Source organism: Mucilaginibacter flavus (genome assembly GCF_030409315.1).
In the GTDB taxonomy this organism is placed as follows: Bacteria; Bacteroidota; Bacteroidia; order Sphingobacteriales; family Sphingobacteriaceae; genus Mucilaginibacter; species Mucilaginibacter flavus.
Genome location: NZ_JAUFPS010000029.1, coordinates 38,280 through 58,946, shown reverse-complemented (window position 1 = coordinate 58,946; position 20,667 = coordinate 38,280). Strand labels below are relative to the sequence as shown.

The window sequence follows — 20,667 nt, the reverse complement described above, 5'->3', positions numbered from 1 at the left end:
GCCTTTCCCGGCAGAACCAGAAAAGGCCTTTTTAAATTCTTTGTATGTCTCTTTAAAAAGTAAGAGCGTAGCGGGTAATTAAACTCTTTTTGATTTGATACGAGCTGCTTTACCGGTAAGGGCACGCAGGTAGTATAATTTAGAGCGACGCACTTTACCAATGCTGTTCACTTCAATTTTATCAATGTTTGGAGAGTTTATAGGGAAGATACGCTCAACACCTATACCATTAGAAACTTTACGAACAGTGAAAGTTTCAGAGTTACCTGTACTGTTACGTTGAATAACAACACCTTGATAAAGCTGAACACGCTCTTTGTTTCCTTCTCTGATTTTATAATGCACACTTACAGTATCACCAGCCTTGAAGGTAGGAAACTGTCTTTTTTCTATTGATTGCTCTTCAACAAATTTTACTAAATCCATGATTTTTAGCTCTTAAAGCGATTTTTAGCCCGTAAAAATCGGATTGCAATTATAGGGCTTTTTTTTGATAAATAAAAGTGTATTTAAAAAATTTCCACATTTTGTTTTTTGTTAACAATGTGGCGTTGGTGAATGGTTGATTGTGTTGATTAAGAGAGCGGTTGATTGAGTTAGATTGAGTTGAATAAGTTGGATTCAGTTTATTTGACTCTTTATACTTTAACTTTTTCAGCTAGTCAATCGTTTTTTGCATTATTGCTCAATCGAGTATTTCCCAATTCAACTTATTCAACTCAATCCAACTTATTCAACTCAATCTAACCATCACTCCCCCAATAAATCTGGCCTTCGTTGGCGGGTGCGTTCTAAGGCTTGCTCAAAGCGCCATTTTTCAATTTCGGGGGTGTTGCCGCTCAATAGAATATCAGGCACCCTGTGCCCATTCCAGTCGGCAGGGCGGGTATATACAGGGGCGTCAAGCATATCGTCCTGGAAAGAGTCGCTCAGGGCCGATGTTTCATCGCTTAGCACTCCTGGTATCAACCGCACCACGGCATCAACCAAAACAGCGGCAGGCAGCTCGCCGCCAGAAAGCACATAATCGCCTATAGAAATTTCGCGGGTAACATAAATATCACGGATGCGCTGATCAATGCCCTTATAATGTCCGCATAAAATAATAATGTTGGCTTTGATGGATAATTGATTGGCAATGGCCTGGTTAAGGCGCTCACCATCGGGCGACATGAATATTATTTCATCATACTCCCTTTCAGCCTTTAACTTTTCGATACAGGCCGCGAATGGAGGAATGGTCATTACCATACCACTGCCGCCGCCATAGGGGTAATCATCAACACTTTTTTGCTTTTGGGTTGAGTAATCGCGCAGGTTATGCACATGAATTTCGGCAATCCCCCTTTTTTGGGCTCGCTGTAAAATAGAATGTGCAAAAGGGCTTTCCAACAACCCCGGCAAAACAGATATGATATCAAAACGCATAGCTTCAGAATCAAGAAATTAGAATCAAGATGCAAGATTAAAGAAAAATGTTGTCTCCCCGAAACCGTCTCGATCTCTGGCTCTAATCAGTCGGTTCTCTTTCCCTATCCCCTATGCTGATAAATCCCCCATAAATTACCTGCGGGATCGGTAAAGTGCGCGGTAATCTCGGGATGATCTTTACCGATGGGCTGGGTGACAGTGCCGCCATTGGCTGTAATAGCTTCAAGTGTAGCCACAGCATCGTCAACCATAACAGAAATAAGCAAACCGGCCTCTCCCATTGGCTTGCGCCCTGTTACCCACGTCCCGCTTACCTGCCCAACACCATCATCAAAAGAGGCATTGCCATGGTTATCGTGCCGAATGTGCCAGCCAAATGTTTTCTGAAAAAACGCCGCCGATTGTGCAATGTTAATCGCCGGGACTTCAACGTAACAAATCTTGCCGTTACCATAAGTAGGTTCATTTGCCATGATCGCTTTGATTTAATTGTTAAACGTTTTGAATACTATTCAAAGTCCTTATTCCTTTGTCCATCAATCCTTGCTCCCTAAATCGCACACTGTATCTGCCATCGATGGCCGAATGGGTCCTCAATACTGCCTTGCCTGTAGCCATAATCATAATCCTGCACGGGCGAGGTAATTTTTGCACCTGCGGTAACGGCCTGCTCAATAACGGCGTGCACATCGGCTACAAATAAGCCAATAATTACTGATGGTCCATTTCGCTGCGGACTGCGGAGGCCGGTGTGCGGTGTTTCTTCGTGCAAATGGAACATAGCGCCATTAATAGCCAGTTCAGAAACATGTACCGTTCCGTCATCGTTACTAAAACGGCGCAGCTCTTCGGCTCCAAAAGCGTCAATATAAAAACTGATATCTGTTATTCCGTTGGGGATAGCCAGCTCGGGGGCAAAAACAGGTTTATCTTTCATAAGTATAGCTTTTAATTAATCTTCATCATCTAAGGTAAAAATCTCTTCAACGGGCTTGCCAAAAACACGGGCTATTTTAAGGGCGAGCACAGTTGACGGCACGTAGCGGTTACTTTCAATAGTATTGATGGTTTGGCGCGATACCCCGATGGTTTCGGCCAAATCGGCCTGGGTAATGTTTTTAATGGCGCGTTCTACACGGATGTTATTTTTCATAACTATGCCTCTTCCTTTTTTAGTAAACGGTTATTCTGGAAGATCTTCCACCTGAAACGGACTATAAAAAACACCAATGGCACCAATAAATTTAAAAACAAAATATGCTCTGTATCACTGCTTAAAATCAAACTCACCACCAAAAGTACATAATTAACATAAATGGCCCATTGCAATGAATCGAGGCGAAGCTGAGAGGTCTGCTCATCTTCAATCTTCTCTTTGGCAAAAGCCGCGAAAAATAAACCCACAGCCATAAGCAAGGTAGTAGTCATGAAAAAAACGTGGTGACTGTTAAAAAGATCAGGATTATTTGCCCCGGCTTGATCAAAACCCAACTCTTTTTTAAACAATACCACAGGCACATGAAATAAAATGAGCGCTAAACCAAAATACCTGAACCAGTACGGGAATAAGAATCGTGATTTCATAATTGTAAAGTTTAGTTTACCAAATGTAAAACAAACTTTACAATTATCAAATGTGTTTGACAACGCATTGCGGTTCTTTTTATCAGATGTTTTATCATTATATTTGAATTTATCTTAACCTTACTCACATGCAATTAGCTATATTTAAGTATCAAGAAGAAAACACAAATTCAATCAATGATTTTACCACTATAGAAATAGAAGGCGAACCATGGTTTATAGCCGTCGAAGTTTGTAATCTTTTAGGACTTACCAATGTTACTGAAGCGATTAGGGGTCTTGACGACGATGAAAAGCTGACCTCACCAATCCTTAGGGCAGGTCAAGTTAGAGCAACAAACCTTATAAATGAAAGTGGGTTATATAACTTAATCTTCAGAAGCAAAAAGCCATCAGCGAAAGCTTTTAGAAAATGGGTAACGAAGGAGGTAATCCCTGTGATTCGGAAAACCGGAGCTTTTGTTACAAATAGAGTTGATACACCCAACTTCGTTGTAAGATTTAATGACAATTGGGACAGAACAGACAGAGGACATTTCTCGGTAATTAGCGAACTATTTATTAGAATTTATGGCAGATTTGAACAAGTTGGTTATCAAATACCCAATAAAGCCTTTGATGGAAAAGAAATCAGGCCCGATGTAAGTGTTGGTAGATTATTCTCCCAATATCTAAAAGACAATTATCCTTCTATAACCGACACTCATAAAATGTATAGCCATAAGTTCCCAAATGGAATGACGGTAGATGCAAGACAGTACAAAAATGAGATACTCCCTGTATTTATTAAATTTATAGACGAGGTTTGGATGCCCCAATGTGCCGCTAAATATTTGGGAGATAGGGACAAATTATCTTTAGAATTTTTACCTAAGCTACTTGGAACTTAGACATTTCAGATAGCCATTGATAGATCGCTTCTTCGTATGAAATTTCTTCATCAAGAGAAAGCATCGCTTCAGCAAAAAAATCTGCTAAAGATAATCCATTAGCATAAAGCTCACCATTAACCAACCGGATATCAAATGAGTAATCCCTAACGGACACAACTCCTTTAACATCGGGTCTATTAAAACTCTTTGCTATTTTAAATTGTGCGTATCTATCTAAAAGATTCATTTATTAAATTTAAACAATATCTACCTCAAATTGCAAATATGTAAGACATAATTTTTTCAACCTTTTTAATCGAGTGTGTATTCGGCAGCCATTAATTTCAATGAATTCTTTCTTACCGATCAACAACTATTCCGATAAATAAACGTCCAACAACCCTTCAGGCAAATCAATATAAATCTCTCCCGCCTCAATATCAATTCCTTTAATGATCTCAACGTTTAGCGGGAACAGCACGTCTTTATTCTGATATTTTACAGTAGCAATTAACTGTTGTGGATATTCCTGTACCTCCAATATTTCGCCAAGCTCGCCATGGGTTTCGTCGATGGCTATGAAACCTTCAACATCTGCCAGGGTAAATTCTTCTTTTTTCTTCTTGGGCTTTAGTTTATTGGGCAGGTAAATATCCTTGCGCACCAGTAAGGCCGCTTTTTCAATGGTATCTACATCCTCCAAAAACAAATAGGCGTTGCTCTTTTGCAGGTATTTTATCGACTGTACAAAATAAGGGATCATTTTGCCCGCCATATCAATAAACAAGGCGTCAAACTTAATGGCATCCAGGTTATCAAAGTCAACATATATCTGCATTTCGCCTTTAAGGCCCTTGGTTTTTAAAATGCTGCCAACCCTAAAACAATCTTCGGTTTTCATAATAAAACAGTGTTAAATAACAATGGCGAAGCTGGTAGCTTCGCCATTGAAAATCATCGAGTGAAAATCAATTACCCTGCATTGCAGCTTTCTTGATTCCTGACTCTTAATTCTTGATTCTTTAAAAGAATTATTCTGCGCTATCAGCAGCAGCTTCTTCTTCAGCCGGAGCTTCAACTTCTTCTGCAACAGGAGCATTTTTAGCAGCAATTGCAGCAGCTTTTTCTTCTTTCTTTTTAGCCTCAGCAGCCAAAGCTAATTTACGAGCTTCGTCTTTTGCAGTTAACAGGCTGGTTTTTTTGCCGGTGATTTTACCGTCTTTCAAATCAGTCCATGCAGCAAATTTCTCTGCAGCTTGTTCTTCAGTTAAAGCACCTTTTTTAACACCACCTTCTAAGTGTTTTTTGTAAAGCACACCTTTGTATGAAAGGATAGCACGACAAGTATCTGTAGGCTGAGCACCTGTGTTAACCCAAGCTAAAGTTTTGTCGAAATCAATATCGATAGTTGCCGGGTTGGTGTTTGGGTTGTATGAACCTAAACGCTCAATGAAACGACCGTCGCGTGGAGCGCGGGCGTCTGCTACTACGATGTAGTAAAAAGGTTTTCCTTTTTTACCGTGTCTTTGCAGTCTAATTTTAGTTGCCATTTCTTTATTTTATGTATTCAACATGTCCCCGGAGTCCTTTCTGCGGGGATGCAAAGGTATAAATTATTCTTAACAATTTAAAAGCCTTGTAATTAAATATTTGAAGGGTGTACAAATGGTCGCAAATTTTGTCGAATTACACGAATTGACCAGTAAATTCAGTCCATCGTTATCGTTACAATTATTCTTAAAAGCCAATTGCCATTCTGCTTAAAAAGTTGCAACTTAACCCACCATGAACATTCATAGAAAACCCCGTATCGCTATTGATATGGACGAAGTACTGGCCGATACAGTTGATAAGCTTATTGAAGTATATAAAGAACGCCATCAGCATGAAGTACTATTAAGCGATATGCATGGCCGGGAGTTTGGCCAAACATTGCCAGCCAATCTGGCAAGCTCGGTAAAGCAGTACATTAATGAGCGCGGCTTTTTCAGGAATCTTAAAGTAATGCCAGGCAGCCAGGATGTAGTAAAAGCGCTTACGGAGCATTATGATGTTTACATCGCTTCGGCGGCTATGGAATTCAAATACTCGTTAGAAGATAAACAAGCCTGGCTTGAAGAGCACTTCCCTTTTATATCATGGACCAATATCATCTTCTGTGGCCATAAAATACTGGATGTTGATATTATGATTGATGATAGGATTAAAAACTTTGTAACTTTTAACGGGCGTAAGTTGTTATATTCATCGCCGCATAACTTTTTAATTGAAGGCTTTGAGCGGGTAAATAACTGGCCTGATGTTGCGGCAAAATTATTAAGTACTTGATGTAAACACTTTAATACAAATACGTTAACTTTATACTATAAGCCGAGATTCTTTTAGGTATGCTCAACCATACATACGCCGCTGTAACCGATTGCATAACTATTTTTGACATTGATGAACAAAAGTTCCTGTTCATTAGTCCGGCTATTTCCAATATTTTAGGGATTACGCCACAACAGCTAAATAATAATCCCTCACTTTGGCTTACTCTTATCCAACCCAACCAACGCGGCGAGATCGATGTAATGGTTAAAAATTTACAGGTCGATCAATCTGTGGCGTTATACTATCAAATTGCAACAACTGGGAATGCCGGCAAAAACATAGTCGATAAAAAAAGCCTGGTAATTGATGCCTCAACGGGGCATCAAATATTGACCAGCTCCATTGCTGTCAATACAATCCCCGGTGCCGGCGAGACCGAAATTTTTAGCGATCTGTTTTACAAAAACGCAAACCCGGTGTGGATTGCCGATATGGAAACCCTACGCTTTGTAAAGGTTAACCACACCGCTATTAAAAACTACGGCTATACCGAGCAGGAGTTTTTGCTAATGACGGTAAACGAAATCCGGTCGCCACTGGAGGCAGAAAGGGTGAATGAACTTTTGCAGGATAGGGGATCATTTTTAAAGCCTAAAGGCGATTTCAGCAACGAAGGCATCTGGAAGCATTTAACCAAAAACGGCAGCACCATTTTTGCCGATATTAACTGGTACCCCGTAAAATATAACAACCGGGCTTGCGTACTTGTAGAAGCTGTTGATGTTACCACCCAGCTTGGTTACCAGGAAGAGGCTAAGTTGCGCGAACAGTTTTTAAGCTCGCTGATAGATTCACAGACCAACTTTTTAATCAGGATTGATATACATGGCAGCTTTACCTTTGTAAATAAGCAGTTTTTACGAACTTTTGGCTTCACAGCAACCGAGCTTATTGGCCAGCATTTTTCAATATGCACCATACCGCAAGAACTGCATCTTTGCGTAGAAGCTTTTAAGGAGTGTCTTAACAATCCTGGTAAAATTGTTAAGCTGGTACATAAAAAGCCCGACGTTAACGGAGGCATTCACGATACCGACTGGGAGTTTATTTCCATTATTGACGATAGCGGCCAGGTATGCGAAATACAAGGCATCGGGCAGGATATTACTGACAAACTAAAAATTGAAAAAGAGGTTAAAGCAGCATCCGAAAAACTCGACGCGTTTATTGAAAGCATAACCGATTCATTTTTTATTATTGACAACGATTGGAAGTTTGTAAAAGTAAATTCGGCATTTGAACAAATGACCAACACGCCCAGGGAAGAGATGCTGGGCAATGTGTTATGGGAGGTTTTCCCCGAGATTATGGACTCGGGCTTTGGGCGCGCCTATTATGAAGCTATTCAAAAGCGCCAAAGCGTTAAATTTACCGAATATTTTGAGCTGATTGATAAATGGTTCAGCACATCGGTATATCCATCTGCCGAGGGTATTACCTTCTTTGTTAAAGATATTACCCATGAGCGGCGCGCGCAGGAAGAAGCACACTGGGCAAAAAATAGCCTCGAAGCGCTCATCAACAATACACATGATCACATTTGGTCTGTTGATAAAGAGATGCGCTACGTTTATATGAACAACGCTTATATTACCGAAACCACATATTTAACCGGCGTTGAACCCAAACAAGGTGTGCACTCCTATATGCACAAAGGCTATACGCCGCAAATACATCAGGAGTGGAAAATTTACTATCAACAGGCACTTGATGGCGAGCAATACACCATTATTAATGAAAGTATTGACAGGGCAAAAAATACGCCCGTTTATTTTGAGGTAAGTTTTAATCCCATATATACCCAACAAGGTGAGATTATAGGTGTTGGCTGCTTTGCCCGCGATATAACTCAGCGCCTTAAAATTGAACAGGAGCTGATAGATCAAAATGAGCGCCTGCGTAACATCGCCTCACTCAGTTCCCATGAAATAAGGCGACCGGTAGCCAGCATGATGGGCCTGATAAGTATCATGGACCGCGATAATTTTTACAACCCCGATAACGAAGAGATCATTGAGCACATACTCACCGTAAGTACCGAAATTGATGATGTAATACGGTTAATTGTTGATAATACCTTTACGGGGAACCCTTAGGGTTTGGATAAAGGAGCAAGGACTTTTAGACAAAAGACTTGATTGTTTGTTTTATATCCTGGAGATGACTGACAGGGGGATGACAAAACTCCGGAAGACTTACGAAGTTTTAAAAACTTCGTAAGTCTGGGAATCATACAAATACCAGGGGGAGGCATTGAGCAATAATGCTCTTAATTCTATTTTTTTACATTGATAATATCTCAACCAACTTTAGCAAGTTAGGGTTGATCTCAACGTGGTGTTTAATGGCGTGCTCAAATGGCGTGTAAGCAATTTCATTGTGGATGATGCCTATCATTTCGTTGCGGTGACCATCGCGCAGCGCTTCAACGGCGGCGGCGCCTACGCGGCTTGCCAGTACTCTATCCATACAGCTTGGCGCGCCACCACGCTGAATGTGACCTAATATCGAGATGCGGGTATCATAATGTGGGAAGCGCTCCTGTACCAGTCGCCCAACCTCAAACGCGCCACCGGCTTCTTCGCCTTCGGCTACTATTACAATACGTGACGTTTTATCTTTACGACCGTTTTCAAGGCGGTTAAATAAACCATCCATGCCACCTTTACTTTCGGGGATCAGGATAGCTTCGGCACCGGCGGCTATGCCTGTACGCAAGGCGATAAGGCCTGAGTCGCGGCCCATTACTTCTACAATAAATAGCCTGTCATGTGATTCGGCAGTGTCCCTGATTTTATCAACAGCCTCAACAACGGTATTAATGGCAGTATCATAACCAATGGTAAAATCGGTACCCATTAAATCGTTATCGATGGTACCCGGCAGGCCGATGATCGGCATGTCAAACTCGGCACCAAATACTTTCGCGCCGGTAAAAGTACCGTCGCCACCAATACCTACAAGGGCATCTATATTATGTTTTTTTAAATGATCATATGCTTGCTGACGGCCTTCGGGTGTGCGGAAGTTATCGCAACGAGCCGTTTTTAAAATTGTACCCCCACGCTGAATGATGTTTGATACAGATTTGCGGTTCATGGGTATAAAATCGCCCTTGGTCATGCCATCGTAGCCACGGCGAATACCCACCACCTCGATACCGTAATATATTGCTGTACGTACTACTGCCCTGATGGCAGCATTCATGCCTGGCGAGTCGCCCCCTGAAGTATAAAGTCCTATTTTTTTAATCTGCGTCATTTTTTACTCTGATATGGCTGGCTTAACCCTACCTTAAAAAATTGAATAATTTAATTAGTGCTTTTAACATTACCCCGTAACCAAAAAACGCGGCAAACCTTTAAAAGTTGCCGCGAATTTACGTTTAATTTATTAACGCCGTATCACTTTTTATAAGCCGCTATCCCGCTATCTAAAAATTTAAGGTATCGGTCAATATGATAATCGGCATTATAATGCGGTATTGGCGTACCATCTTTTTGTTTTAGTTCATTGCCATCGCTATCAAGCAATACATAAAGTGGCTGCGAGTTGGATTTAAACCGGTCGGCCTCTAAATCGCTCCATTTATCACCAACTGTAATAATTTTTTTGAAGCTATACTTTGATGTAAACTGATCTTTAACATCTAAATTGGCCTTGTCATCCACAACAAGCTGTAAAAGCACAAAGTCATTCTGTAGTTTTTTAAACACCACCGGGTCCGACCATACGTTGGTTTCCATATTACGGCAGTTAACACAGGCAAAACCTGTAAAATCAATCAATATGGGCTTATGCAGCTCTTTTGAAACCTGTAAAGCCTGGTCATAATCAAACCAGGGATCAAGGCCTTTGATTTTTAAGGCTGTGTAGTTTGACGCGTATTTTCTTTCCCTTGTATCAGATTTTGTCTCCGCTCCGGCGCTGCTTCCTCCCGGTACCGGCGAAAGATCAAAATCCTGTGTGCCTATCGGCGGTAAAAAAGCACTGATAGATTTGAGCGGGGCACCCCACAATCCCGGGATCATGTAAACCACAAACGCGAATACGATGATGGATAAAAACACTCTCGGAATAGTTAGATATGGCGCATCGCTATCGTGCGAAAACTTGATTTTCCCTAAAAGGTATAAACCAACCATCAACCCGATAGCTATCCAAAGTGATAAAAACACTTCACGATCAAACCAATGCCAGTGATAGGCCAAATCTACATTCGATAAAAATTTCAATGCAAAAGCAAGTTCTAAAAAACCTAAAATCACCTTCACACTATTTAACCAGCCACCAGATTTTGGCAGGCTTTTTAAGCCAGAAGGGAACAACGCGAATATGGTAAATGGTAAAGCCAAGGCTAATGAGAAACCAAACATCCCCATTGCCGGACCAAGACGATCGCCTTTTGAAGCGGCGTCAACCAATAACGTGCCTATAATAGGCCCTGTACATGAAAATGAAACCACAACAAGTGTTGATGCCATAAAGAAGATGCCCGCAAGGCCTCCTTTATCGGCGTTTTCGTCGAGCTTATTGGCCAGGGAGCTGGGCAAGGTGATTTCAAAAGCGCCCAGGAAAGATATCCCGAAAACGATCAGCAGTAAAAAGAAGAAAATATTGAAGATGCCGTTGGTGGCCAGTTCGTTTAAAGCGCTTGAGCCAAAAATGATAGAGATAAGCAAGCCCAGCGTTACGTATATTACAATGATTGAAATACCGTAAATAAGCGATTGCATAATGGCTTTGCTGCGGCTGCCGCTTTTTTTGGTAAAAAAACTTACTGTTAATGGCAACAGCGGATAAATACACGGCAGAATTACTGCGGTAAACCCGCCAATTAGCCCCTCAATAAATATCTGCCACAGCGTTTTTGGTTTTTCTGATTGAGAACCGGCATGTTTAGATGCATTGTCTGCCGTAGCAGCAGCTTGCCTGGTAGCAGCTTCTGCCGATGACACCGCGTTTTGTGTGGTTTTTGCAGCGGCTTCCATCGCTGCCTTTTTTCTGATAGCTATACTATCGGCAGCAGTTGGTATATCGGTAAATTGTACATCGCCGGCAGATACTGTTGTATCCTTACCTTGTTTTTGCGCGGCATAAACCGGCTTGGGCGCATTAAGACCAAATATAATAAGCAAGGTTACCACAGCTATTGAGGTTGGCAACCAATTAATCTTGCTAAATAGTTTCATTGATTTTTTAGCTGATTATTTGCCTAAAGGGATAGTAAAGTCAAGATCTTCTGGTGGCAGGCATTTTTTATCGTTACAGGTCATGTAAGTAAGTTTACCTGTTACGCTTGATACCGAAGCTGATTTAAGGCTGATTTTTTGCTGAAAAATAACTTCCTTTTCAAAAAAGGTAACATTCATGTTGAATGATTTTTCGAAGCGGGATATTGGAGTGGGCTCGGTAGTTTTACCTACCGGTGCATAATCTTTTGATTTAGTAAACTCAAATGATGTTTTTATTGGGCCGCCATCGCCAACATTAAGCGAGTATATGTGCCAGCCTGGCTGTATAGTTGCTTTTAAAAACACAACAGCTTCCTTAGCATTTACTTTTTTAGCCGCGTATGACCACCTTACAGGTGTTTCAATTTGCGCGTAAGCCCCGGCGCAAATTAGTAGCGCCACCATCATCATCAATAGTTTTTTCATTAGTTATTTATTTAAAAATTCAATTTGTTTCAAGCTAAACTCCTGTAGTTCATTTTTATTTTCAACTACCAGCAAACCCTCATCTTTTACATTAATAATGGTTCCGGTAAAAACCTGTCCGTTACTCTGGAATTGCTTTACCTCGTTTAACCAATATAGTCGGCTTAAATAAACATTCCTTACAAAAGAAAAATTACCTGCCTTTAAATTAAGATAGTATCCTTCTATATACCCGCAAATTTCTAATAATAATACTCGTAAATCATAATCCTTATGTAATATCTGCTTTACAGAAATGGCATTGCCGGCCCCCGGCTCAAAGTGTTCCTGGTTAATGTTAAGCCCTATGCCAATTACGGCATTCTTGATCTTATCGCCCTGCAGGTGCGCTTCAATCAAAATACCGCCAAGCTTGTGGTTGTCATAATAAATATCGTTTGGCCATTTAATTTTTAATTTGTCGCCAAGCAGGGGTTTAAGGGCCTCATAAACACCCAGGCTCACTATCCGGGTTAAGTCAAACTGCTGTAAAACAGGTAAAAATGAGGGTGTTAGCAATATACTGAAAGTGAGGTTTTTGCCCGGCTCACTGTGCCATTTGTTTTGTTGCTGGCCCCGACCGGCATACTGGCTTTCTGCCATAATGACTGTACCTTCTGGCACTGGCTTGGAATTTGACAGTAATGTTTTGAGGAAAGTATTTGTTGAGTCAACTTCTTTAATTGTTACTAAATTTTGACCAACAAATAATCCCGAAAATATGTTATTTTGCAAAGTGTAATAATTTTTAACCAAAAAACGTTCAAAACTAATTCTTTTTGATGGTAAAAAGTAAAAAGGTAGGTCAGTCAACCTATATTTCTGAACTGGCAATACATGGTATCCAGGAAAAAAAGGGAAATGACATAGTAAGGTTAGACCTTCGTAACTTAAACAGCTCGGTAACAGATTACTTTGTAATTTGTCATGCCGATTCATCTACACAGGTTAAAGCCATTGCCAATAGCATTGAAGATGAAATTTTTAAAGCAACCCAACAGGAGCCATGGCGCAAAGAGGGTTTGGAGCACGGCGAATGGATACTGCTTGATTATGTGGACATTGTGATACACATTTTCCGTACAGACAAGCGGGAGTATTACGGTGTGGAAGAGTTATGGGGCGATGCCGAAATTAAAAATTACAAAAGCGCCTAATCAGTAGTCACATAATGACTCATAACAGCGTCATGTTATTGCCTTGTATTTTAAATTATAGATTGTAAGTTTGAGCACGTAACAACAGAAATGAAAGATAATAAAGATAATAAATCAGAAAGTCCGAAACCTATAAGGAAAATCCTTAATAAAAAAACACCGCCAAAACCACCTAAGTTTAACATTATGTGGATTTATGGCATCATAGTTTTGGCATTCCTGCTTGCATCAACCTTATTGAGCGGCGATAGCGGCAAACGTGTAACCTACCAGGAGTTTGAAACAAAAATGCTTAAACAGCACGATGTTGAAAAGATCATAGCATATAAAAGTAACGATTTGATTGTTGCTGAAGTTTACATCAAAAAACAAAGCCTTAATACCAAGCCCGAATATGCCGATCTGAATAAAGATCAGCACGTGTTTCCAAGCGGTAACGGCCCACAGTTTACATTTACAGACGACTCTTACGATAGCCTGAAAAAATCTATCGCGTTTGCAGAAGCAGCTGACCCGGCCATTGGCGATATATCACTTGAATTACGGGAAGCCCGCGAAAGCTTTTTATCAAACTGGCTGGTACAGGGTGTAATTATGGTGATCCTTTTTGCCGCGGTATGGATTTTCATTATGCGCCGCATGAGTGGCGGTTCGGGCGGTGGTCCGGGTGGTCAGATCTTTAACATTGGCAAGTCAAAAGCTACCTTATTTGATAAAGAAGCACAGGTAACCGTAACGTTTAATGACGTTGCCGGTTTAGAAGAAGCCAAGCAGGAGGTTATGGAAATTGTAGATTTCCTTAAAAACCCTAAAAAATACACCAATTTGGGTGGTAAAATTCCCAAAGGAGCATTGCTGGTAGGCTCACCAGGTACAGGTAAAACATTGTTAGCTAAAGCTGTTGCAGGCGAAGCGCATGTGCCTTTCTTCTCACTATCAGGGTCTGATTTTGTGGAGATGTTTGTTGGTGTGGGCGCGTCACGTGTACGTGATTTGTTCCGCCAGGCAAAAGACAAAGCCCCTTGTATCATCTTTATTGATGAGATTGACGCTATCGGTCGTGCCCGTGGTAAAAACAATATCGTAGGCGGTAATGATGAACGCGAAAACACGTTAAACCAGTTACTGGTGGAGATGGATGGTTTCGGTACCGATTCTGGTATCATCATCCTGGCAGCTACCAACCGCCCGGATGTATTGGATTCTGCCTTATTACGTCCGGGACGTTTTGACAGGCAGGTATCTATCGATAAACCCGATTTGAATGGCCGTGAGCAGATCTTTAAAGTTCACCTAAAGCCTATTAAATTATCTGATGATGTTGACGCTAAAAAACTGTCGGCACAAACACCAGGTTTTGCCGGTGCCGAAATTGCCAACGTTTGTAACGAAGCCGCTTTAATTGCTGCCCGCAAAAACAAAGAGGCGGTTGACATGCAGGATTTTCAGGATGCTATTGACCGTGTTATCGGTGGTTTAGAGAAAAAGAATACTTTGATCTCGCCAGAAGAAAAACGCGTTGTTGCTTATCACGAAGCAGGTCACGCCATCGCTGGCTGGTTCCTGGAACATACCGATCCTTTAGTTAAGGTATCTATAGTGCCTCGTGGTGTTGCAGCCTTGGGTTATGCGCAATATTTGCCAAATGAGCGCTTCCTGGTTTCTAAAGAAGAGCTGATGGACGATATGATATTATCAATGGGCGGTCGTGTTGCGGAGGATATTACTTTTGGTAAAATCACAACAGGCGCGCTGAGCGATTTGGAACGTATTACCCGTTTAGCTTATGGCATGGTTAAAATATATGGCATGAATGCCAAGGTTGGTAACCTGTCGTTTTATGATCCTCAAGGCGAAAATCAATTCAGCAAACCTTACTCAGATTCAACAGCCGAGCTGATTGACTCTGAAGTACGTAGCCTGGTTGAGGAAGTTTATGCCAATACCAAAACGCTGTTAATTAAGCATCGCGAAGGTTTGGAAAACGTAGCCAAAAAGCTATTGGAAAAAGAAGTATTGTTCCAGGCCGATTTAGAAGAGATTTTAGGTAAAAGGCCATTTGAGCACCGCACCGCTTATGATAAGTTTGTAAACGGCGAGCCAACTTTAATTCCGGATAATAACGCTATCCCTGATAGTATCATCAATCCCGAATTATCGTCAATTGATGGCGAAGCGCCAAAGCTTTAATAATTAATAACATTATACAAAGCCATCAGCCAAAGCTGGTGGCTTTCCTTTTTACACTATGAGGGATATCACTACATCAAAAGAAAAGCTGCTAAAAAAAATCCGTAAGGCCTTGCTGGAAAAAAGGGATAACCCTTATCCGCAGCTGGAAGATTTGCCGCTTTATGCCAGTGATGAAGAGATACCCGAGGTTGTTTTTGCCGAGCAATTTACCGCCGTTAACGGTCAGTTTATTTTTTGCGAAGACGAGATCCAATTTTTAGAAACCCTGCTTACCCTTGCCGAAGAACGCAACTGGCGTAAAATATACTGCTGGGAACCTGGCTTGCAGGATATCCTTAACCGTTTTGAATACCCTTTTTATGAAACCGACAAGGATTTTGAACAAGCCGAGGTTGGCTTTACCTTTTGCGAAGCTTTAATAGCGCGCAACGGCAGTATCCTGCTCTCCAACGGTAATATGGCCGGCCGGCGCTTAAGTATATACCCCCCGGTTCATATTGTGCTTGCCTATACCTCTCAAATGGTGATGGAGTTAAAAGATGGCTTTAAATTGCTAAAAAATAAATACGGCAACCGCCTGCCATCCATGATCAGCAACGTAACGGGACCAAGCCGTACTGCTGATATTGAGAAAACCCTGGTACTTGGCGCACACGGCCCCAAAGAGTTGTTTGTGTTTTTGTTGGACGATTCCGTGATATAAAGCTTCTACTATACGATGAGTTATCTCCTCTAAACTAACTTATCAAGCCGGTAGCTTTACAAAGCTGTTCATTTGCTGTCATCATTGATTTTTTTGTCCGCCCCCCTTATATCATCCTTGTAAAGCGTTTTTGTTGTAATAATTGATAATACCTATTTAACATTGCAGGGGTACTTTGTGTTAAAAACACAATTAAAACACTCGTTATGGGTGATTTAGCGGTGTGGAAAATCAGTTAAAACACGGGTTGCATTATTCTTTATAAGAATGTTAAATTGGCGACAAACAAACCCTGATTAAGTATGGAAATTATTGATTTAGCAATTGCAAAACAAATGACCGCGCGTTACGAGTCTACACGTAAAAGTCTTATTGATTCAACGTACAGCATAAATGACACGCTGTCGTCATGGATACCTATTGAAGATTTAAAAGACTACATCAATAGCCTGCCAGAGACAGCAACCGGGGTACGGGTTTACCTTGGCGCTTATGATGAAACCGAAACCACCTACCCCAACCAAACAGCTATTATATTGGCCGGAACAGTAGATGACAACGGCAGCGACAACGATGTTTTAAACGGCTACGAACCGCAGGAAAACGAGGGGGGATTAAATCCGGTAAATAAAATGACTAATTGCCCACCCGATTGTCCTACCTGCCCGCCTTGCGAGTAATTAGTAAATATTCCTGTTCTTAATGGTGTTTTATAAATGCTTAGGATAATTACTTTTGCATTATAATCATCATTAAGAATATTGGATGTTAAATATAAATACGGTAGCGATAATTTCTTATCTCCTGACCTTTGTATGTGGGTTAATTACTTACAAAAAACTGCCTAATCTTTACAAATGGCTTACCTGGTATCAATTATTTGCTTTTTTTTACGAGCTGGCCACAGCTTCTAAATTGTTGATATGGCATCATACCAACTCGTGGTGCAACAATATGGAGGGAGTAGTTGAGTTGGTGCTATTTACCCACCTGCTTGCATCCTTTCCAGAGCTGAAGCCCCACAAACGGAAAATATTTATAGTTGAGGGCTTAGTTTTGATCTTCACCTTTATCGATATCGCGTTTATACAAGGTTTCTTTAAGTTAGCCACTATCGCCACGGTTGTACAGGGCATCTTTTTGCTGGTTCTGGCATTTGCATATTATTACTTGTTGCTTGATGAGGCAGCGGAAGATCAAAAACTGATGTACAATCCTGATTTTTTATTTACCACCGGCTTATCGCTATACCTGTTGGGGACCACGTTTTTTTATGCTTGTTTCAGTTATATGGCTTATAAGCATAATCATGCATTTCTTATAATCGCCCGCATCATCCCCGGCACGGTAAACATCATATTTAATGTATTGATTGGACTTGCTCTTTTAAGTTTTTTCAAGAAAAAAGATGACAAGATATTGGCTGGCAAAGACAATAAACATTTTTAATTGTTACAATTACCGTTTCGGTAATTGTAAATCTATTGCTTAATTTACTTTTATTTACGTGCCCTCCATGTTTAACAAAGACGAACAAGTTATCCTAATCATAGTGGCCGGCACAGCCTTGTTGCTGTTGCTTGGTTTTTTCATGGTAGGTTTTTTGTTGTTATTCCAAAAAAAACAAAATAAGAATCGCTTAGAAAAAGTAGAATTGCAGGCGGCTTTTGAACAGGAACTCCTGAAAACACGGATAGAAATACAGGAAGAAACGCTGAATTATGTAAGCAGGGAAATGCATGATAATATTACCCAGGTATTATCATTTGTAAAACTAAACCTCGGCTTGCTGGGCAACAAGATACTGGAGCCCGAAAAAACGAAGCTAAACGATAGCCGCGAACTGGTAGCACAAACCATTACCGATTTACGTAACCTATCCAAAAGCCTGAGTTTTGAACACATCAGCGCCCTGGGTCTGGTTAAAACTTTAGAAATGGAGGCCATCAGGATAAACAAAAGCGGCCTCATCAATATGGACCTTTTGGTTGATGGTGAGCCTTACAGCCTGGGCGAACAACGCGAGCTGGTACTGTTCAGGATATTCCAGGAGGCCTTAAATAACGTATTAAAATATGCCGATGCCGCCAACATAAAAATTGGTTTGTATTATAATACACAAATGTTTAATTTAACCATCCAAGATGATGGTGTTGGTTTCCAGCCCGAATTGCTTACAGACAAGAGTGGATCGGGCTTACGGAACATGACAAATAGGGCGACATTGATTGGTGCAGAGGCCGTTATAAGCAGCTCGCCAAAACAAGGCTGCACTATAAAGCTATCGCTTAACCCCCTGGTACAAGAAATTTATGCTAACGGAACCCATTCAAATAGCCCTGGTTGATGATCATCGACTTTTCAGAAGCGGTATGGCCGCGCTGATAGAAAGCTTTGGCAACTACAATATTCTATTTGAAGCCGCGCATGGCAAAGAGCTGATAGATAATATCACAGCCGGCCATATCCCTGATATTATATTACTCGATATCAATATGCCGGTAATGGATGGCATATCCACAGCGCAGTGGCTCCGCAAGTTTCATCCATCCATCAGGGTTATTATTTTATCGATGTTTGAGGATGCCGAGAAGGTATTATCCATGGTTAAAGCCGGTGTAAAGGGCTACCTGTTAAAAGATGCCGAACCGCATGAATTTGAAAAAGCACTGATTAAGGTAGTTGAGGGTGATTTATATTACCCCGATTTTGTTACCCGGCACCTGCTTCATAACTTCAACAGCGATAAAGCCGCGCAGGTAAAACTAAACCCACGCGAAATTGAGTTTTTGCGCCTCACCAGCACCGAACTTACCTACAAGGAAATAGCCGATACCATGTGCATCAGCGTACGCACCGTTGATAGCTATCGCGATCAATTGTTTGAAAAACTGCAGATAAAAAGCCGCGTGGGCCTTGTTTTATACAGCATAAAAAACAAGCTGATAGAGTTGTAATTTGCTAAATATATTAGCAAATTTGCTTTATGGCAAATGAGGACAATCCCGACTTTTTTAAGGGGCGCGGAGCACAGCTTAATACCCACAACAAGTTTCTGAAAAACAAATATGTAGCCGAACATATGGAGGGCATCGACGAACCTTTGCTTGAAAACAGTGCTACCCAGCTATTTGAAGAAACCCCAAAAAAGATAGTAAGCGAATCGCACAGTCCGGATCTGAGCCATATGTACTCTATCAATCCCTACCAGGGTTGCGAGCATGGTTGTATTTATTGCTATGCCCGTAACAGTCATGAATATTATGGCTTTAGCGCCGGACTTGATTTTGAGCGAAAGATCATCATAAAACCCAACGCTCCCGAGCTATTAGAGCAGTATTTTAATAAAAAGACCTACAAACCGGTTTGCATTATGCTATCGGGTAATACCGACTGTTATCAGCCGGTAGAGCGGCGCTTACAGATTACCCGGCGCCTGCTCGAAGTATTTTTGCAGTATAAAAACCCGGTAAGCATCATCACCAAAAACAATGTAATCCTGCGCGATCTGGATATCCTCAGTGAACTGGCCGCCATGAACCTGGTGCATGTTAATGTATCTATCACTTCCTTAAATGAACAGCTACGCCAAAAGTTAGAGCCACGTACGGTAACCGCCACTGGTAGATTATCTGTGGTACAAAAACTGTCAGAAAAGGGTATCCCTGTAAGAGTGATGGCCGCGCCTATTATACCGGGCTTGAATAGTAACGAAGTCCCCAATATTATCAAAGCAGCCGCCGACCGGGGCGCATTAGCTGCCGGCTTTACTATGGTACGCCTGAATGGCAGCATTGCCGATATCTTTACCGACTGGATTTACAAAGCCTTCCCCGATCGTGCAGAAAAAGTGCTGAACCTCATTAAATCATGCCACGACGGCAACCTCAACGATAGCAATTACGGCCGCCGTATGAGCGGTGAAGGCAAAGTGGCAGAATCTATCCACCAGATGTTTAAAATGGCCTGTAAACGCTTCCTTGGCGATAGGGAGATGCCCGAATATGACTATAGTTTATTTGTGCCGAAGAAAGGGAAGCAAACGAGTTTGTTTTAAAAATCAGCTATATTTAATTTTGATATTAAAGGAAACCCATGATTGTAATTTGAAACAGGGAGCGACACACAAAGAGATCAAAGCCGTTGAAAAACAACTCTTCACAAAAAATGCAGGCACAGGGTTCAATGCCAAAAAGTACAATGGTATATTCAAGGCAAAAGAGGACCCAACAATTATGCAAACCTACTTAAGAGGTGAGTGGGAAAGAAACCAATCGCTTTAAAATGAGTTTCGCTTATTAATAAATCCCTCAACCACAACACCAATCCCCACTCCTACCACATAACACAACAAATCGCTCCACAAAAAACCTTCGCCCAAAACTAATCTACCAAATAGGGTGTGCCTCAAATCGTTTATCCAGGGCGCTTTATAAAGCTGGCTAAACTCTATCGCGAAGCAAAATAATAAACTGGCTACAACCACTGGTTTCAACGGTTTACTGATAAGCACGAAGCGCGCAATAAAGTAAACCATGGTAGCCCACAATATATCGCCAATAAACAACGGGATGCCTTTAAAATGGCGGGAAAGCAGGCCGATGATAATAGTGGCTATGGTGAGTATAAAAAAGGTTAACCTTGATCTTTGCATA

At 41.2% G+C, this 20,667-nt stretch carries 26 protein-coding genes; 12 read left to right on the top strand and 14 right to left on the bottom strand.

The annotated features are described in order from the left end of the window. Positions 1-78: 78 nt before the first annotated feature. The 6 genes from rplS to QWZ17_RS13860 all read right to left on the bottom strand — a co-directional run bounded on the left by rplS (position 79) and on the right by QWZ17_RS13860 (position 3,015). The gene (gene rplS, locus QWZ17_RS13885) at positions 79-426 is read right to left on the bottom strand and encodes a 50S ribosomal protein L19 (protein ID WP_290305843.1); all 348 of its coding nucleotides are present in this window, start codon (positions 424-426) and stop codon (positions 79-81) included. A gap of 324 nt (positions 427-750) precedes the next feature. Next, on the bottom strand, positions 751-1,428 hold the full coding sequence (gene trmD, locus QWZ17_RS13880) for a tRNA (guanosine(37)-N1)-methyltransferase TrmD (RefSeq protein WP_290305842.1): 678 nt from the start codon (positions 1,426-1,428) through the stop codon (positions 751-753). 104 nt (positions 1,429-1,532) lie between these two features. Continuing rightward, positions 1,533-1,904: a VOC family protein gene (locus QWZ17_RS13875; protein WP_290305841.1), complete on the bottom strand. Its 372-nt coding sequence runs from the start codon at positions 1,902-1,904 to the stop codon at positions 1,533-1,535. Positions 1,905-1,981: 77 nt separating this feature from the next. Beyond that, the gene (locus QWZ17_RS13870; RefSeq protein ID WP_290305839.1) at positions 1,982-2,368 is read right to left on the bottom strand and encodes a VOC family protein; all 387 of its coding nucleotides are present in this window, start codon (positions 2,366-2,368) and stop codon (positions 1,982-1,984) included. 15 nt (positions 2,369-2,383) lie between these two features. Next, positions 2,384-2,584: a helix-turn-helix transcriptional regulator gene (locus QWZ17_RS13865; RefSeq protein WP_290305838.1), complete on the bottom strand. Its 201-nt coding sequence runs from the start codon at positions 2,582-2,584 to the stop codon at positions 2,384-2,386. 2 nt (positions 2,585-2,586) lie between these two features. Further along, entirely contained in the window at positions 2,587-3,015 is a 429-nt protein-coding gene (locus QWZ17_RS13860; RefSeq protein ID WP_290305837.1) for a hypothetical protein, read from the bottom strand. Positions 3,016-3,143: 128 nt separating this feature from the next. On the opposite strand from QWZ17_RS13860, the gene QWZ17_RS13855 reads away from it, so the two are divergent. Then, positions 3,144-3,905, top strand: coding sequence for a BRO-N domain-containing protein (locus QWZ17_RS13855; protein WP_290305836.1), 762 nt, complete (start codon positions 3,144-3,146; stop codon positions 3,903-3,905). Here QWZ17_RS13855 and QWZ17_RS13850 read toward each other — a convergent pair. From QWZ17_RS13850 to QWZ17_RS13840, 3 genes are all read right to left on the bottom strand, one after another. Next, positions 3,886-4,134, bottom strand: coding sequence for a hypothetical protein (locus QWZ17_RS13850; protein WP_290305835.1), 249 nt, complete (start codon positions 4,132-4,134; stop codon positions 3,886-3,888). The two genes, QWZ17_RS13855 and QWZ17_RS13850, sit on opposite strands and share 20 nt — an antisense overlap. Positions 4,135-4,260: 126 nt before the next feature. Continuing rightward, complete coding sequence (gene rimM, locus QWZ17_RS13845; RefSeq protein WP_290305834.1) at positions 4,261-4,788, bottom strand: ribosome maturation factor RimM; 528 nt, start codon at positions 4,786-4,788, stop codon at positions 4,261-4,263. Between the two features lie 130 nt (positions 4,789-4,918). Next, positions 4,919-5,437: a 30S ribosomal protein S16 gene (locus tag QWZ17_RS13840; protein WP_290305833.1), complete on the bottom strand. Its 519-nt coding sequence runs from the start codon at positions 5,435-5,437 to the stop codon at positions 4,919-4,921. A gap of 235 nt (positions 5,438-5,672) precedes the next feature. Between QWZ17_RS13840 and QWZ17_RS13835 the strand changes: the two genes are divergently transcribed. Beyond that, positions 5,673-6,215 (top strand): 5' nucleotidase, NT5C type, encoded by a 543-nt coding sequence (locus QWZ17_RS13835; protein ID WP_290305832.1) that lies wholly within the window; start codon positions 5,673-5,675, stop codon positions 6,213-6,215. Positions 6,216-6,274: 59 nt separating this feature from the next. Next, positions 6,275-8,356, top strand: a complete 2,082-nt coding sequence (locus QWZ17_RS13830) for a PAS domain S-box protein (protein ID WP_290305831.1) — start codon at positions 6,275-6,277, stop codon at positions 8,354-8,356. Positions 8,357-8,543: 187 nt separating this feature from the next. Here QWZ17_RS13830 and pfkA read toward each other — a convergent pair whose 3' ends face one another. The 4 genes from pfkA to QWZ17_RS13810 form a co-directional block, all read right to left on the bottom strand. After that, the gene (gene pfkA, locus QWZ17_RS13825; protein WP_290305830.1) at positions 8,544-9,521 is read right to left on the bottom strand and encodes a 6-phosphofructokinase; all 978 of its coding nucleotides are present in this window, start codon (positions 9,519-9,521) and stop codon (positions 8,544-8,546) included. A 143-nt stretch (positions 9,522-9,664) separates the two neighbouring features. After that, positions 9,665-11,452: a protein-disulfide reductase DsbD family protein gene (locus tag QWZ17_RS13820; RefSeq protein ID WP_290305829.1), complete on the bottom strand. Its 1,788-nt coding sequence runs from the start codon at positions 11,450-11,452 to the stop codon at positions 9,665-9,667. Positions 11,453-11,467: 15 nt separating this feature from the next. Continuing rightward, on the bottom strand, positions 11,468-11,920 hold the full coding sequence (locus tag QWZ17_RS13815; protein ID WP_290305828.1) for a protein-disulfide reductase DsbD domain-containing protein: 453 nt from the start codon (positions 11,918-11,920) through the stop codon (positions 11,468-11,470). Between the two features lie 3 nt (positions 11,921-11,923). Further along, positions 11,924-12,694, bottom strand: a complete 771-nt coding sequence (locus QWZ17_RS13810) for a biotin--[acetyl-CoA-carboxylase] ligase (RefSeq protein WP_290305827.1) — start codon at positions 12,692-12,694, stop codon at positions 11,924-11,926. A 47-nt stretch (positions 12,695-12,741) separates the two neighbouring features. Between QWZ17_RS13810 and rsfS the strand changes: the two genes are divergently transcribed. The 9 genes from rsfS to QWZ17_RS13765 all read left to right on the top strand — a co-directional run bounded on the left by rsfS (position 12,742) and on the right by QWZ17_RS13765 (position 20,295). Beyond that, complete coding sequence (rsfS, locus tag QWZ17_RS13805) at positions 12,742-13,116, top strand: ribosome silencing factor (RefSeq protein ID WP_290305826.1); 375 nt, start codon at positions 12,742-12,744, stop codon at positions 13,114-13,116. A gap of 90 nt (positions 13,117-13,206) precedes the next feature. Further along, positions 13,207-15,306, top strand: a complete 2,100-nt coding sequence (gene ftsH, locus QWZ17_RS13800; protein WP_290305825.1) for an ATP-dependent zinc metalloprotease FtsH — start codon at positions 13,207-13,209, stop codon at positions 15,304-15,306. Between the two features lie 58 nt (positions 15,307-15,364). Beyond that, entirely contained in the window at positions 15,365-16,012 is a 648-nt protein-coding gene (locus QWZ17_RS13795) for a LutC/YkgG family protein (RefSeq protein ID WP_290305824.1), read from the top strand. A 302-nt stretch (positions 16,013-16,314) separates the two neighbouring features. Continuing rightward, on the top strand, positions 16,315-16,692 hold the full coding sequence (locus tag QWZ17_RS13790; RefSeq protein WP_290305823.1) for a hypothetical protein: 378 nt from the start codon (positions 16,315-16,317) through the stop codon (positions 16,690-16,692). Between the two features lie 85 nt (positions 16,693-16,777). Next, a complete protein-coding gene (locus tag QWZ17_RS13785; protein WP_290305822.1) occupies positions 16,778-17,461 on the top strand; it encodes a hypothetical protein in 684 nt (227 codons plus the stop codon). A 67-nt stretch (positions 17,462-17,528) separates the two neighbouring features. Continuing rightward, positions 17,529-18,359, top strand: a complete 831-nt coding sequence (locus QWZ17_RS13780; protein ID WP_290305821.1) for a sensor histidine kinase — start codon at positions 17,529-17,531, stop codon at positions 18,357-18,359. After that, a complete protein-coding gene (locus QWZ17_RS13775) occupies positions 18,325-18,969 on the top strand; it encodes a response regulator transcription factor (protein WP_290305820.1) in 645 nt (214 codons plus the stop codon). Before QWZ17_RS13780 ends, QWZ17_RS13775 begins: the two co-directional genes overlap by 35 nt. A 29-nt stretch (positions 18,970-18,998) precedes the next feature. Continuing rightward, positions 18,999-20,069 (top strand): PA0069 family radical SAM protein, encoded by a 1,071-nt coding sequence (locus QWZ17_RS13770; RefSeq protein WP_290305819.1) that lies wholly within the window; start codon positions 18,999-19,001, stop codon positions 20,067-20,069. A 19-nt stretch (positions 20,070-20,088) separates the two neighbouring features. Next, positions 20,089-20,295 carry a hypothetical protein gene (locus tag QWZ17_RS13765; protein ID WP_290305818.1) on the top strand — a complete coding sequence of 69 codons (207 nt, stop codon included), beginning with the start codon at positions 20,089-20,091 and terminating at the stop codon, positions 20,293-20,295. On the opposite strand, the gene QWZ17_RS13760 is transcribed toward QWZ17_RS13765, so the two are convergent. Continuing rightward, positions 20,292-20,666 (bottom strand): ribosomal maturation YjgA family protein, encoded by a 375-nt coding sequence (locus QWZ17_RS13760; RefSeq protein ID WP_290305817.1) that lies wholly within the window; start codon positions 20,664-20,666, stop codon positions 20,292-20,294. The two genes, QWZ17_RS13765 and QWZ17_RS13760, sit on opposite strands and share 4 nt — an antisense overlap. Between the last annotated feature and the right edge of the window lies 1 nt (position 20,667).

Excerpts from the sequence above, each read along its gene's own strand:
- QWZ17_RS13870 (WP_290305839.1), bottom strand. The coding sequence starts at position 2,368 with ATGAAAGATAAACCTGTTTTTGCCCCCGAGCTGGCTATCCCCAACGGA.
- QWZ17_RS13760 (WP_290305817.1), bottom strand. The coding sequence starts at position 20,666 with ATGCAAAGATCAAGGTTAACCTTTTTTATACTCACCATAGCCACTATT.
- rsfS (WP_290305826.1), top strand. The coding sequence starts at position 12,742 with ATGGTAAAAAGTAAAAAGGTAGGTCAGTCAACCTATATTTCTGAACTG.
- QWZ17_RS13875 (WP_290305841.1), bottom strand. The coding sequence starts at position 1,904 with ATGGCAAATGAACCTACTTATGGTAACGGCAAGATTTGTTACGTTGAA.
- QWZ17_RS13830 (WP_290305831.1), top strand. The coding sequence starts at position 6,275 with ATGCTCAACCATACATACGCCGCTGTAACCGATTGCATAACTATTTTT.
- QWZ17_RS13795 (WP_290305824.1), top strand. The coding sequence starts at position 15,365 with ATGAGGGATATCACTACATCAAAAGAAAAGCTGCTAAAAAAAATCCGT.
- QWZ17_RS13785 (WP_290305822.1), top strand. The coding sequence starts at position 16,778 with ATGTTAAATATAAATACGGTAGCGATAATTTCTTATCTCCTGACCTTT.
- QWZ17_RS13790 (WP_290305823.1), top strand. The coding sequence starts at position 16,315 with ATGGAAATTATTGATTTAGCAATTGCAAAACAAATGACCGCGCGTTAC.
- QWZ17_RS13865 (WP_290305838.1), bottom strand. The coding sequence starts at position 2,584 with ATGAAAAATAACATCCGTGTAGAACGCGCCATTAAAAACATTACCCAG.
- QWZ17_RS13835 (WP_290305832.1), top strand. The coding sequence starts at position 5,673 with ATGAACATTCATAGAAAACCCCGTATCGCTATTGATATGGACGAAGTA.
- QWZ17_RS13780 (WP_290305821.1), top strand. The coding sequence starts at position 17,529 with ATGTTTAACAAAGACGAACAAGTTATCCTAATCATAGTGGCCGGCACA.
- QWZ17_RS13860 (WP_290305837.1), bottom strand. The coding sequence starts at position 3,015 with ATGAAATCACGATTCTTATTCCCGTACTGGTTCAGGTATTTTGGTTTA.
- QWZ17_RS13855 (WP_290305836.1), top strand. The coding sequence starts at position 3,144 with ATGCAATTAGCTATATTTAAGTATCAAGAAGAAAACACAAATTCAATC.
- trmD (WP_290305842.1), bottom strand. The coding sequence starts at position 1,428 with ATGCGTTTTGATATCATATCTGTTTTGCCGGGGTTGTTGGAAAGCCCT.
- QWZ17_RS13820 (WP_290305829.1), bottom strand. The coding sequence starts at position 11,452 with ATGAAACTATTTAGCAAGATTAATTGGTTGCCAACCTCAATAGCTGTG.
- QWZ17_RS13775 (WP_290305820.1), top strand. The coding sequence starts at position 18,325 with ATGCTAACGGAACCCATTCAAATAGCCCTGGTTGATGATCATCGACTT.
- QWZ17_RS13815 (WP_290305828.1), bottom strand. The coding sequence starts at position 11,920 with ATGAAAAAACTATTGATGATGATGGTGGCGCTACTAATTTGCGCCGGG.
- ftsH (WP_290305825.1), top strand. The coding sequence starts at position 13,207 with ATGAAAGATAATAAAGATAATAAATCAGAAAGTCCGAAACCTATAAGG.
- QWZ17_RS13850 (WP_290305835.1), bottom strand. The coding sequence starts at position 4,134 with ATGAATCTTTTAGATAGATACGCACAATTTAAAATAGCAAAGAGTTTT.
- pfkA (WP_290305830.1), bottom strand. The coding sequence starts at position 9,521 with ATGACGCAGATTAAAAAAATAGGACTTTATACTTCAGGGGGCGACTCG.
- QWZ17_RS13840 (WP_290305833.1), bottom strand. The coding sequence starts at position 5,437 with ATGGCAACTAAAATTAGACTGCAAAGACACGGTAAAAAAGGAAAACCT.
- rimM (WP_290305834.1), bottom strand. The coding sequence starts at position 4,788 with ATGAAAACCGAAGATTGTTTTAGGGTTGGCAGCATTTTAAAAACCAAG.
- QWZ17_RS13770 (WP_290305819.1), top strand. The coding sequence starts at position 18,999 with ATGGCAAATGAGGACAATCCCGACTTTTTTAAGGGGCGCGGAGCACAG.
- rplS (WP_290305843.1), bottom strand. The coding sequence starts at position 426 with ATGGATTTAGTAAAATTTGTTGAAGAGCAATCAATAGAAAAAAGACAG.